Annotated in this window: 11 protein-coding genes; 6 read left to right on the plus strand and 5 right to left on the minus strand. The window is 71.4% G+C overall.

Annotated features, from left to right (window positions below):
• Window positions 1–5: 5 nt before the first annotated feature.
• Window positions 6–1,058: a winged helix DNA-binding domain-containing protein gene (locus ACFXJ8_RS22505; RefSeq protein ID WP_379645881.1), complete on the minus strand. Its 1,053-nt coding sequence runs from the start codon at window positions 1,056–1,058 to the stop codon at window positions 6–8.
• A gap of 89 nt (window positions 1,059–1,147) precedes the next feature.
• On the opposite strand from ACFXJ8_RS22505, the gene ACFXJ8_RS22510 reads away from it, so the two are divergent.
• From ACFXJ8_RS22510 to ACFXJ8_RS22520, 3 genes are all read left to right on the plus strand, one after another.
• Window positions 1,148–2,794 (plus strand): acetolactate synthase large subunit, encoded by a 1,647-nt coding sequence (locus tag ACFXJ8_RS22510; RefSeq protein WP_379645882.1) that lies wholly within the window; start codon window positions 1,148–1,150, stop codon window positions 2,792–2,794.
• Entirely contained in the window at window positions 2,794–3,780 is a 987-nt protein-coding gene (locus ACFXJ8_RS22515) for a tyrosine-type recombinase/integrase (protein WP_379645883.1), read from the plus strand. Before ACFXJ8_RS22510 ends, ACFXJ8_RS22515 begins: the two co-directional genes overlap by 1 nt.
• A 101-nt stretch (window positions 3,781–3,881) precedes the next feature.
• Window positions 3,882–4,688 (plus strand): endonuclease/exonuclease/phosphatase family protein, encoded by an 807-nt coding sequence (locus ACFXJ8_RS22520; RefSeq protein ID WP_379645884.1) that lies wholly within the window; start codon window positions 3,882–3,884, stop codon window positions 4,686–4,688.
• A 7-nt stretch (window positions 4,689–4,695) separates the two neighbouring features.
• Here ACFXJ8_RS22520 and ACFXJ8_RS22525 read toward each other — a convergent pair whose 3' ends face one another.
• From ACFXJ8_RS22525 to ACFXJ8_RS22535, 3 genes are read right to left on the minus strand one after another with little or no spacing between them, the layout of a single operon-like run.
• Window positions 4,696–5,472 carry a MauE/DoxX family redox-associated membrane protein gene (locus tag ACFXJ8_RS22525; RefSeq protein ID WP_379645885.1) on the minus strand — a complete coding sequence of 259 codons (777 nt, stop codon included), beginning with the start codon at window positions 5,470–5,472 and terminating at the stop codon, window positions 4,696–4,698.
• 9 nt (window positions 5,473–5,481) lie between these two features.
• Window positions 5,482–6,078 carry a cell wall protein gene (locus ACFXJ8_RS22530; RefSeq protein ID WP_379645886.1) on the minus strand — a complete coding sequence of 199 codons (597 nt, stop codon included), beginning with the start codon at window positions 6,076–6,078 and terminating at the stop codon, window positions 5,482–5,484.
• Between the two features lie 10 nt (window positions 6,079–6,088).
• Complete coding sequence (locus ACFXJ8_RS22535; RefSeq protein ID WP_379645887.1) at window positions 6,089–6,538, minus strand: hypothetical protein; 450 nt, start codon at window positions 6,536–6,538, stop codon at window positions 6,089–6,091.
• Window positions 6,539–7,070: 532 nt separating this feature from the next.
• Here ACFXJ8_RS22535 and ACFXJ8_RS22540 point away from each other — a divergent pair.
• Entirely contained in the window at window positions 7,071–7,724 is a 654-nt protein-coding gene (locus ACFXJ8_RS22540; protein ID WP_379645888.1) for a lysophospholipid acyltransferase family protein, read from the plus strand.
• 76 nt (window positions 7,725–7,800) lie between these two features.
• On the plus strand, window positions 7,801–9,396 hold the full coding sequence (locus ACFXJ8_RS22545; protein ID WP_379645889.1) for a penicillin-binding transpeptidase domain-containing protein: 1,596 nt from the start codon (window positions 7,801–7,803) through the stop codon (window positions 9,394–9,396).
• Here ACFXJ8_RS22545 and ACFXJ8_RS22550 read toward each other — a convergent pair whose 3' ends face one another.
• Window positions 9,397–10,380, minus strand: a complete 984-nt coding sequence (locus ACFXJ8_RS22550) for a DNA-binding protein (RefSeq protein ID WP_379645890.1) — start codon at window positions 10,378–10,380, stop codon at window positions 9,397–9,399.
• A gap of 324 nt (window positions 10,381–10,704) precedes the next feature.
• Between ACFXJ8_RS22550 and abc-f the strand changes: the two genes are divergently transcribed.
• Window positions 10,705–12,282, plus strand: coding sequence for a ribosomal protection-like ABC-F family protein (abc-f, locus tag ACFXJ8_RS22555; RefSeq protein WP_379645891.1), 1,578 nt, complete (start codon window positions 10,705–10,707; stop codon window positions 12,280–12,282).
• Window positions 12,283–12,708: the final 426 nt, after the last annotated feature.

A 12,708-nucleotide genomic window follows, 5' to 3' on the forward strand; every position in this document is an offset into this window, starting at 1 on the left:
GGCGGCTACGCGGTGATCCTGATCTCCGCGTCCGGCCGTCCGGCGAAGGCGAGCATCCGGTGCGCCTCCTCCATGACCTCGCCGGGCAGCTCGCGAAAGGGCCTGATCTCCAGGCCCGCCCCGGTCAGCCACCACATGCCGGCCACGTACCCGTCGACCAGGACGACCGGGTTGGTGACGGCGCCCACGCACACCTGCTTGCGGTGCTCGTCGGCCATCATGCGGGTGCGGTCGTCGTAGGCGAGGACGAGGTTGTCGAAGTAAGGAAGGAACCGCACGGGCGCGGGGGTGTCCTCGGGGGTCAGCTCGGCGTCGGGCAGGTCGTAGAGGTCGCGGCCCGCCTCGTCGGTGTAGCGGCGCAGCGGCATGCGCTCGACGACCTCGCGCAGCCTGGTCAGGCCCGACCACATCTGGATGTCCTTGGCGCTGGCCGGGCCGAAGGCCGCCAGGTACCGCTCGATCATCGTCTCCACGTCGAGTTCCGTCGACAGCGGGGCGCCGATCCACTCCTCGGCGAGCGTGAACGGTGTGGCGCCGCCGTTGCCCCAGATGCCGTTGGGCGGGGTGTGCACGAGGGGCAGCAGCGCCTGGGCCGACCAGCCGAGCGCGAGCGGCTCCACCTCGGGCCAGCGCGCCGCGAGCAGGTCGCGCAATTGGGGGCGGGTCAGGGTGCGGCCCGCGAGGTGTTCGCGAGCCAGCGCGGCCAGCTCGTCCAAGTCGACGCCGTTGGTCGCCTTGCCGAAGGCGGCCTGGCGGGAGCGAGTGAGGCAGATCTGCGTGATCGGGCGCAGCCACAGGTAGTCGTCGGCGGCGGTCAGGTGCTGGGTGCCGCGCAGCAGCGAGCCGCGCACGACGTGCCTGCCGTACAGGAGGCTGGACAGGTCGTCCTGGGTGAAGCTCGCCAGGCGCGTCCACAGGCCGAAGTAGGGGGCGTCGATCTCCTGGCCCTGCACCGCCACCAGCCTGCGGATCGCCTCGATCGGCGACAGCTGCGCCCGGCGCAGCAGGAGCTGGCGGTCGAGGGCGGTGCGGTTCAGTGTCCTGCGCGTCAGCTTCATGACGGCGACGCTACGGCCTATCGCGGAAGAGTTCGTTCCTCAATCGTGCGGCGCGAAATTTCCTGTCCGTTGCCGTTGCTTGAAAGTTCATGAGTAGTACGGCTGCCACGTTGCTGGTCCGAGCGCTGGAGGCGGAGGGCGTGAAGTACGTCTTCGGCATCCCGGGCGAGGAGAACATCCATTTCGTCGACGCGTTGAACGACTCGTCCATTCGCTACGTCCTCGTCCGCCACGAGCAGGGCGCGGCCTTCATGGCGGAGATCTACGGCAGGCTGACGGGCGAGCCGGGCGTCGCCTCGGCGACACTCGGTCCAGGCGCCATCAACCTGCAGCTCGGCGTCGCCGACGCCACCACCAACAGCACACCGGTGGTCGCCATCTCCGCGCAGGTGGGCCTCGACCGCATCTACAAGGAGTCGCACCAGATCGTGGATCTGGTGTCGCTATTCAGGCCGATCACGAAGTGGTCGGAACTGGTGCCCACCGCGGCCGCCGTACCCGAGATGCTGCGCAAGGCCTTCAAGACCGCCCAGACCGAGCGGCCGGGAGCGGTCTACCTGGCGATCCCCGAGGACGTGGAGAAGGCCGAGGTCCCCGACGACCTCAGGCCGCTGCCGGTGAACGTGGTGCGCCCGGTCGACCCGTCGGCCGCGCAGCTCGCCCGCGCGGCCGACCTGCTGGCCACGGCCGTGCGGCCGGTCATCCTGGCGGGCCACGGCGCCACCAGGGCCGGCGCCCGCGACGCGCTGGTCCGCTTCTCCGAACGGCTCGGCCTGCCGGTGGCGACCACCTTCAACGGCAAGGGCGTCTTCCCCGACGACCACCGGCACGCGCTCGGCGCGTTCGGGTTCATGCGCCACGACCACGTGAACTTCGCCTTCGACGAGGCCGACGTGCTGATCAGCGTGGGGTACGAGCTGCAGGAGTTCGACCCCGTGAAGATCAACCCCGACCGGTCGAAGAAGATCATCCATATTCACCAGTTCCCCGCCGAGGTCGACGACCACTACCCGGTGGCGGTCGGCGTCCAGGGCGACATCTCCAGGTCGCTGCACGCGCTCGGCGAGGCCGTGCACCGCCGCTTCGCACTCAGCCCGACCGTGGAGAAGGTGCGGCGGCTGATCAGGGAGGAGTTCGAGCAGGGACAGGGCGAGGACGGCTTCCCGCTGACGCCACGCCGGATCGTCGCCGACATCAGGCGGGCCATGGGACGCGACGACATCGTGCTGGCCGACACCGGCGCGGTGAAGATGTGGATGTCGCGCATGTACCCCACCTACGAGCCGAACACGATGCTGGTCTCCAACGGGCTGTCGTCCATGGGGTTCGCGGTGCCCGGCGCGATCGCCGCCAAGCTCGCCCTCCCCTCGCGCAGGGTGCTTGCCGCCACCGGCGACGGCGCGTTCCTGATGAACTCCCAGGAGCTGGAGACCGCGGTGCGCGAGCGCGTGCCTATCACCGTGCTGATCTGGGAGGACGACGCCTACGGGCTCATCGACTGGAAGATGGGGCTGGAGCTGGGGCGCAGCTCCAACATCGCGTTCGGCAACCCCGACTTCGTGAAGTACGCCGAGAGCTTCGGGGCCAGGGGCTACCGGGTGGGCTCGGCCGCCGAACTGCTGCCCACGCTGCGCGAGGCGCTGGACGGCGAGGGCGTGTCCGTGGTCGTCGTTCCCGTGGACTACTCGGCCAACCTGGCGCTGACCGAGTCGCTCGCGGGCCTAAGATCGCCTTGATGGACGCGCCTGCCGTACAGACCGAAGGTCAGCGGTCCTCGCCGGCGATGCGGCCGGCCGGCGACCCGTACCACGTCTACCTCGACTCCCTGGCCAGCGCGGAGTCGAGGCGGACGATGCGGGGCTGTCTCGACCGCATCGCGCGGGTGCTGACCGGCGACGACACGGTCACCGGCGCGGGGATGCCGTGGCACCTGCTGCGCTACGAGCACACCGTGCGCCTCAGGACCGTGCTCACCGAGCAGGGCTGGTCGCCCGCCTACGTCAACAAACACCTGGTGGCGTTGCGGCGGGTGCTGAAGGAGGCCTGGCGGCTGGGGCAGACCAGCGCCGAAGACTACGCCAGGGCCGCCGACCTGGCCCCCGTCACGCACACGCGGCTGCCCGCCGGTCAGCACGTGCCGCCGGAGGTGGTGGGCGCGGCCCTGTCGGCCTGCGACGACTCGCCCGCCGGGCGGCGCGACGCGGCGCTCATCGCGGCCCTGTACTCCACCGGCTGCAGGCGGGCGGAGATCGCCGGGCTCGCGCTGGCCGACTACGAGCCGGCCGCCCGCTCGCTGCGGGTGCGGGGCAAGCGCGACAAGGAACGGCTGGTCTACCTGACGAGCGACGCCATCGGCCTGCTGGAGCGGTGGCTGGCCGTGCGCGGACCGGCCGCGGGGGCGCTGTTCTGCCCGATCAGCAGGTCGGGACGGCTGCGCACCCGTGACGAACGGCCCGTGCCGCTGACCGGGCAGGGCATCGCCGACATCCTGGCCAGGCGGCTCGGCGAGGCGGGGGCGGGCAGGCGGACCGCGCACGACTTCCGCAGGACGTTCATCGGCGAGCTGCTCGACGCGGGGGTCGACCTGGCGACCGCGCAGGCGCTGGTGGGCCACTCCTCTCCCGCGACGACCGCCCGCTACGACCGGCGTCCGGAGAACACCCGCCGCGAGGCCGTCGACCGGCTCAAACTGCCCCAGGCCCGGCCCCTCACCTTCGGCTGAGCATCACTCATCGGGGACGCTGGGATGGATGGCGACCACGATGGTGGTGCGACACTGGCGGGCATGATCCTCCCGTTCCCGACGATCCGGGCGGCCCGCGGATGACCACGCTGCGCGTCGTCACGCTGAACCTCTGGGGCACCAACGGCCCGTGGCCGCAGCGGCTGGAGCTGATCAGGCGCGAGCTCACCCTCCTGCAGCCCGACGTCGTCGGGCTGCAGGAGGTCGTGCGGCAGAACGGCGACTGCCAGGCGCAGGCGATCGCCGACGGGCTGGGCTACGAGATCGCGTACGGCCCTGCCTGCGAATACGACGGCCGGATCCTGGGCAACGCCATCCTGAGCAGGACGCCCATCCGCGAACAGCGCGAGTTCGCCCTGCCTGTCGGCGGCGCCGAGCCGCGGGCGCTGCTGTACGCGCTCGTCGAGACGGCCTACGGCGCGTTACCCGTCTTCGTCACCCAGCTGAACTGGCAGCAGGCCCACGGCGCCATCCGGCTGGAACAGGCCAGGTTCACCGTGTCGCGGGTGAGCGAGCTCGGCGGGCACGACCTGCCCCCCGTCATCATGGGTGACCTCAACGCCGACCCCGACGCCGACGAGATCCGCTACCTTCGCGGCCTGGCGGTCGTCAACGGCGAGAGCGTCTACTTCGCCGACGCCTGGGCCTACGGCGGAGACGGCTCGCCCGGCGCGACCTTCGACCGGGCGAACGACTACGCCAGGCAGTCGCGCGAGCCCTCCCGGCGGATCGACTACATCTTCACCGGCGGCGACGAGCAGTTGCGCGGCGAGCCGCTGCGCACCGCGCTGGCCTTCACCGCGCCGGAGGTGCTCGATGGCGTCCGGGTCTGGCCGTCCGACCATTACGGCCTCGTCAGCGACATCGTCGTGGCGCCACGGAGCTGATCCGGCCTCAGGCGGCGGCAGGTTCCTCGACGAGGGCGACGCGGACGGACGACGGGTCGGCGTCGGAGAGGGGGATGGCGAAGACCGCCGTCCGCTCACCCGCCGCGTAGCTGGCGAACCGGTGGGAGTTCTCGTCCCACACGTCCTGGACGTCCGAGGTGAGGTGCGCGGAGACGGAGCAGTAGGCGGGGCTGAGGTAGAGCAGGCGCAGGGAGGCCTCCAGCGGGACGTCCCCCGGCGACGGTACGGCCAGCGGCTTGCGGATCCGGACGAGGAGCCGGCGCAACGGTCGCAGCCAGTGCCGGTCCAGCTCGGGCGACAGGGCCAGCAGGACCACGCCCTGCGCCACACCCAGCAGGACGAGCGGGGTGTCCGGCTGGAACGGCGTCGCCCAGACGGCGATGACGCTCATGGCCAGCAGCAGTCCCGCGCGGGTGAAGCCGCGCCAGTTCACCGGCTGGGCGTGGGCGCCGAGGCAGCCGCACGACGAGGTGGGGGTGGCCAGGGCGGAGTAGGCGAGGTAGGCGAGGAATCCGGTCGAGAGCGCGGCGGCGGCCGTACCCTCCGCAGGTAAGGAAGGCGGCAGCAGCAGCACCGCCGCCACCGCCAGCTCCACCAGCCCGACGAGCCGGAGTGCGGGGATCGCGCGCGCCGAGCCGACCAGCCGGGCCAGCGCGGTCCGTCCGGCCTGCGATCGCATCCGCCGGTCGAGGAGTTTCAGCAGCGCCGCCCAGACGAGGAAGGCGGCGATCACGTACGGCTGCAGCGCGGCGATCCCTTGCATGTGTCGCTCCTAGTGCGGGGAGAAGACGGTGGCGATGTCGACCTCGTTGGTGTCGGGCCGCCAGGCGCCCAGGATCTGCACGTGCTGACCGACGCGCAGCGAGGAGAGGTCCGCGGTGGCTGGGGAGTCGGAGTGGATCGCGACCGACCTGCCGGGCACGACGTGACAGAGGACCTCCTTGCCGTTGTGGTCGAGGTGGATCTTCTCGCTGGTGATGTTCTGGACGTGGCCCTTGATGTTGACGATGTTGAGCCACACCGACTCGGCGGCGAGCACGCCGTCCGGCATGCGTACGCCCCTGGCGTAGAGGCCGTCGCCGGGCTTGGCCTGGTCGAAGCCGACAGGGCCGAGCTTCCAGAGGCTGGTGCCGTCGACGACCCTGATGTTGTGGAACACCAGGTTCGAGCCCATGACGAGCAGGACGTTGTCCTTGATGGAGCGGATACGTCCCTCGGCGAAGTCGGGGTCGGGGGCTCCCGGCTCGGCCTGCGGCGCCCTGGCGCCGAAGGCCGCCTCGGCGCCGAGCGATCCCAGCGCCGTCGCGGCGACCACACTGGCCCCGCCGCCGAGCACGGCGGACCTGAGCATCTGCCTTCTGCTGGTCATGATCAGCCCCCTAGGCGGTCGAGATCTGGCACGGGCGCAGCCCGGTGGAGAGGCTGGCGATCTTGCTGTAGGCGGCCGGGGTGAGGTCGATCAGGCGGTTGCTGGCGCAGGTGGATCCGCAGCAACTGCGCTCGCCGCAGAACAGGTCGGTCTGCGGGCCGCAGTCGGCGATGGCGGTGATGACGCTGGCGCCGCTGCACAGCGCCGTGGTCTTGTGACGGAAGCCGCAGGTGCGGCGGGACAGGGAGTCTCCGCACCTGTCCGGGCGGGTGATCGCCCAGCAGGCGTCGGAGGTGTTGGGCCATGCGTGCTGCATGCTGCCCGAGTTGCAGGTGCCGCAGGCGCCCTTGCCTGTGGTGCTGCACGGACCCCAGGCCGTCCCGCAGCAGAACCACGAGACTTCGCCGAGTACGGGGCCGAGTAAGTCGATGGGCGGGTCGGTGGGCTTGCTGCGCGCCATGCGCGTCCTCCTTGGGTGGGCTTGCGGCGGTCCCCCGATGAAGGTGCAGCTGGTCCTGAAACTTTCCGACTTACCTCATGAGTACCATGTAAGTATCTTTCGTCAATGCCCAACTTCAGGGCGGCCGGCTCGGCCGGCGTACGGCTCGGCCGCGCGGTCGCCGCCCGGATTTCCCTTCCCGTTATGCCCAAGCCGCACAAGGTGCGTTGACCTGCGCTTTCACCGCTTCGTACGGCCGTGGGCGACCGGATCGTGACGCACTCTTGGGGCTGGATGGAATAGCGACCACCTGACGTCCGTTAGAGTCGACAAGGCCGCTGTGGTCTGTGTCCCCCGGGCCGCAAATTACCGCCTTCACGGAATACCGTTCGGCTGGAGCCGTGTTGTGCATCTCGCCGAGGAGGCGACCGCCACAGCGGCCTTCAACGTGACGACGGCGCTCCACCCATCGGGTGGGGCGCCGTCCTCGCGTACGGACCCGAGCGCGGCGCACTAGGGTTGGCTTCGCCGTCCACACGACCCAGGAGAGCCGTTGCTGTACCAGATGGTGAAGTTCGTCGCCGCGCCGATGGCGCACGTGATGTGGCGCCCGCACATCTCCGGCGCCTACCACGTCCCGGCCAAGGGACCTGCCATCCTGGCGGCCAACCACCTGGCGGTGATCGACTCCTTCCTGCTGCCCGCTCTCCTGCCCCGCCACGTGACCTTCGCCGCCAAGAGCGAATACTTCTCCGGCAACCCCGTCTCGCAGTGGTTCATGCGCCTGGGCGGCAGCCTGCCGACCGACCGTGAGACGGCCACCGCCGCGCAGGCCATGCTCGACGGCGCGGCCGAGCTGCTGGAGCGGGGCGAGCTGTTCGGCATCCACCCCGAGGGCACCCGCTCCCCCGACGGGCGCCTGTATCGCGGCAAGATCGGCGTGGCGTGGCTGGCGCTGAAGACGGGCGCGCCGGTTCTGCCCGTGGCGCTGTCGGGCACCGAGAAGGTGCTTCCCGCCGGTGCCAAGGTGCCGCGCTTCACCAGGATCGGCATCAAGATCGGCGCGCCAATGACCTTCGAGGGCGACTACAGGAACGCCCGTGACCGGCGCAGGGTCACCGACGAGATCATGGTGGAGATCCAAAAGCTGTCGGGCCAGGAATACGTCGCCGCTTACGCCGCGAGCGTGAAAGCTGGCCTGTCGTGAAGTGGCGTCGCTAGGCTCGTGAGCCCAATCGACGAGCGGGGGATGACTCGTGCCGCGTGGCCGTACGATCGCGATCGTGTCAGGAGTCACCGTCCTGGCGGTGGGGGCCGCCGCGGGCGGCGCCTACTGGCTGCTGCACACCCGCGGCTCCGCTGAGGAGAGCGCCAGCCGCTTCGCGGCGGCCTGGCAGGCCGACGACACACTGAAGATGATGGCCGAGCTGGCCGCGCCGCAGCCGCTGGCGGCCGCCTACGACCAGCAGCGCAAGGGCCTCAACGTCCAACGCGTGACGATCGCCCTCGGAAAGGTCGTCGACCATGGCGACGACACCGCCACGGCGCCCTACACCGCCACGCTGGCGCTGAAGAACATCGGCGACTGGTCCTACACCGGGCAGATCGACCTCAAGGTCACCGACCGCGAGTGGAAGGTCGACTGGTCGCCCCGGACCCTTCATCCGGCCATGACCGGCACCGCCGCCTTCAAGCTCAAGACCGAATGGCCGCGGCGGGGCGCCATCACCGACTCCTCGGGCGAGCGCATCGACACCGGCTCGGTCGGCGGATCGGTGCAGCAGCTGGCCGGTTTCCTCGACAAGGCCAGCGCCAAGGACGTCGCCAAGCTCGGCCCCTCCTACAAGGAGGGCGACGCGATCGGCCGCGGCGGCCTGCAGGAGAGCTTCCAGAAGCGGCTGGCCGGCACCCCGGCCACCGAGATCATGCTCGGCGACAAGGTCCTCACCACGATCAAGGGCGAGGCCGGCAAGCCGGTGGAGACCACGCTCGACCCGCGGGTGCAGGCGGCGGCCGTCGCCGCCGTCCGCGACCTGCCCAAACCCACCTCTCTTGTCGCGGTACGGCACGGCACGGGCGAGATCCTCGCCGTCGTCAACAACCGCGGCGGCTTCAACAGGGCGCTCGACGGCCGCTACCCGCCGGGATCGACGTTCAAGGCCGTCACCGCGCTCGGCCTGCTGACCGAGGGCGTCTCCCCCACCGAGCGGGTGACCTGCCCCAAGTACGCCACCATCGGCGGGCTGAAGGTGCGCAACTCCGAGCACGCCGAGTACGGCTCGCTCACCTTCTCCGACTCCTTCGCCTACTCCTGCAACACCACCATCGCCCCCATGGCCGCCGAGCGGCTCGGCTCCGACAAGCTGCTGAAGGCCGCGGAGATGGTGGGCTTCAACCAGCCGCTGTCCATCGGCGTCCCCGCGGCCAAGGCGAGCTTCCCCAAGGCCGAGTCCGACGCCGAGCTGGCCGCCGAGTCCTTCGGCCAGGCCAGGATCACCGCCAGCCCGCTGGTCATGGCCTCGGTGGCGGCCGCGATGGCCGACGGCACCTGGCGCCCGCCGACGCTGGTGCCGGGCCTGAAGCAGAAGGCCGAGGAGGTGAAGCTGCCGGACGGCGTGGCCGACGACCTGCGCGCGATGATGGCGGCGGTGGTCACCAAGGGCACCGCCAAGGCGGCGGGCCTGCCAGGGGGCACCCGCGGCAAGACCGGCACCGCCGAGTACGGCAGCGGGCCCGAGCTGCCCTCCCACGCGTGGTTCATGGGCTACCGGGGCGAGGTGGCCTTCGCGGTGGTCGTGGAGGGCGGTGGCGGCGGCGGCAAGGTGGCCGCGCCGGTCGCCGCGACGTTCCTGCGCGAGCTGCCCTCCTCCCTCCCCTAGCTAGGCGCCTGCCAGGTCGGCGGCGATGTGGGTGACGGCGGTCATGGAGCCGTAGGACAGCAGCATCACCGTGCAGTGGTCGCTGTGGTGGGCGTTGGTGGCCTTCCAGGCGGCGACGTCCTCGTCGGTGAGGTCGGCGGGGGCCAGGCCGGCCATGATCGCCACCTTGGCGCCGAGCCGTTCGTCCCGTGTCAGGTCGCCACCGTCGAACAGGTCGTGGCCGTGGGGCTGGATCCTGCCGCGGTGCTTGGCGATGACCTGCCGTACCACCGCCTGCGCTGCGTCGGTCAGCAGCCCGGCCCCCTGCGTCGCGGCGGCCTCAAGTGCGGCGTAGGCCCGCCCGATCGGGGTTTGGCCCGCCCACGTGGGCGCCGTACCAGTGGGGCAGCGCTCCAGCAGGGACGCCGTCGTGCCGGGCGCGGCCTCGATCCCCCGCAGCACGGGGGCGCCGTCGAAGGGCGGCTCGTCGTCGGCGTCCATGGTGCCGGGGGTCAGCCCCGCCGGCAGCATCGCCGAGACCAACCGGTTGGTGAAGTGCGTGAACAGGGCGGTGCCGAGGAATTCCGGCACCGTCAACGCGGCGAACGGCGCGGGCGGGGTCGCGGCGACGGCTGTGGCCCTCGCCCAGGCCAGCACCTCGGCGAGCTCGGGATCGGAGGGCAGGCCACCGTCCTGCGCCTCGGCCGCCGGCCCTGCCGCTCCGGTCAGCCGCAGGACGGCCAGCCAGGCGGCGCTGTCGTAGCCGCAGCCGTTGGCCTGGGACACCCCGAGGGCGACGAGGGTCTTGTGCAGCGCCGGGGCCTGGCCCGACAGCTGCGATTCGCGGGCCAGCGCCCAGCCGGAGGCCAGGACCTCGGGGGCGGGCGAGGTCATCATCACCGCGGGGCCGATGCTGGAGAAGTCGGCGTCGACCTGGCGGTAGACCTCGGCGACCAGTCCCCTGGCGCGTTGTGCGGACACCGGCCTGACATGGCGGACCACCATGGGAGCAACCTTTCGTGGGGTTTCGGGATCTCGATGATCGCCACTCCACGCGGCCCCGGTCGTCACACCGGCGAAGACATTGCGCGCTACGCCCTGGGGGTTACGGCGCCGCGCAACCCACTTCCCGCGCGGTAGTCCACCGATAATTCGGTCGCTCGCAATCCACCCCAGTCGCTAGGGTGGCCGACATGGGTTCATGTTCAGGGATCGCGAACCGGCTGGAGTTCATCTGATCTCCACGCGGTGACGACTCTCGGCCACGGTCGATCGAGTCGCCCCTTTCGCGTCCCCTGAACCATCTTTCATGAACCTGGAGGCTCTCCCATGAGCCAACTCACCCTTCGTGACGTCCACAAGTCCTACGGCGAGCAGGCCGTACTCGACCAGGTGTCCTTCACCGTCCGCACCGGCGAGCGGGTCGGCGTCATCGGCGAGAACGGATCGGGCAAATCCACCCTGCTCCGCCTCATCGCCGGTGTGGAGCAACCGGACGGCGGCGAGGTGACCGTCGTCGCCGAAGGCGTCGGGCACCTGGGCCAGACCCTGGATCTTCCGCCAGGACACACCGTGCAGGACGCCGTCGACGCGGCCCTGGCCGACCTGCGCGACCTGGAGCGGCGCATGCTCGCGGCCGCCGAGGCCGAGGACATGGAGGCGTACGGCGAGCTGTTCACCGCCTTCGAGGCTCGCGGCGGCTACGAGGCCGACGCGCGGGTCGAGGCCGCCATGCACGGCCTCGGCCTGGCCGGCATCACCAGGGACAGGACGCTGGGCAGCCTGTCGGGCGGCGAGCAGTCGCGCCTGGCGCTGGCCTGCGTGCTGGCTGCCAGCCCCGAGCTGCTGCTGCTCGACGAGCCGACCAACCACCTCGACCAGCAGGCCGTCACCTGGCTGGAGAACCACCTGCGCGCCCACCGGGGCACCGTCGTGGCCGTCACCCACGACAGGTCCTTCCTCAGCCGGTTCTCCACCGCGATCCTCGAGGTCGACCGCGACGTGCGCGCCGTCACCCGCTACGGCGACGGCTGGGACGGCTACCTGACCGCCAAGGCCGCCGCCAGACGCCGCCGTCAGCAGGACTACGACGAGTGGCTGGCCGAGATCGAGCGCCAGTCCAGGCTGGCGGAGTCCGGGATCGAACGGCTCGGCGCCGGCGAGCGCTCCGCCGACCGCCCCCGTACGGCGGGCCACCGCCGATCGCACGAGGCGGGGCTGTCCGGCGTGGTCCGCAACGCGAGGGAGCGGCTGCGGCGGCTGGAGGAGAACCCGGTGCCTAAGCCGCCCGACCCGCTGCGGTTCGCCGCGCGCCTCGAAGGCGGACGCGGCGACGGACTGACCGCCACCATGGAGGAGGTCACCGTCGGCGACCGGCTGCGGGTCGACCGCCTCGGCGTCGCCCCCGGCGAGCGGATGCTGGTGACCGGCCCGAACGGGGCGGGCAAGACGACGCTGCTGCGCGTGCTGGCCGGCGACCTGACCCCCGATTCGGGCAGGGTACGGCGACCGCGCAGGATCGGCTACCTGCGCCAGGAGGTGCCGAGCGTGCCGCCGCGCCGGTCGGTGCTCGCCGCCTTCGCCGAGGGACTGCCGGGCCCCATCGACGAGCACGCCGACACGCTGCTGTCGCTTGGCCTGTTCTCCAAGGCGGACGTGCTGCGGCCCGCCGCCACCCTGTCGGTCGGGCAGCAGCGCAGGCTGGAGCTGGCCCGCCTGATGAGCAGGCCCGCCGACCTGCTGATCCTCGACGAGCCGACCAACCATCTGTCGCTGGCGTTGGTCGAGGAGCTCGAGGAGGCTCTCGGGGGGTACGAGGGGGCGCTGGTTGTGGTGTCGCATGATCGCAGCTTCCGCGAGGGCTTCGAGGGGACCCAGGTGACGCTGCGGGAGGGGCGCCTGCTCTGAGCGAGCACCCTCGGCTGAGGGTTCACGTGGCGGGGCACGGTCCCCCGACCCCAGGGCTGCGCCTGGCCCCCGGCCGGACTTGGCCTGCCGCGCCTTGGGCTGGGGCTGGGGCAGGCACGGCCCACCAAGCCTGAGGTCGGATCAAGGACACGGCCCATCAGCCCACGGTTGACCCCAGCCCACCGGCCGGGCGTCGCCGACTCATTCGGCGGCGGCGGGCCCCGTCCCATCGGCCGGGCGTACGTTCGGCGGCGGCTGGCCCGGACTTCCGGCTGGACACCGCTCGCTGGTTCGGCTGTGCCCGGCCATCGGTTCAGCAAGCCGCCGCCATCGACACAGCCGGAGCGCTGGCCGTACACCAGCAGCCCCCGAGGGCACGGACAGACCCGGAGCGCTGGCCGTACACCAGCAGCCCCCGAGGGCACG

Source organism: Nonomuraea sp. NPDC059194, assembly GCF_042754765.1.
Taxonomy (GTDB): domain Bacteria; phylum Actinomycetota; class Actinomycetes; order Streptosporangiales; family Streptosporangiaceae; genus Nonomuraea.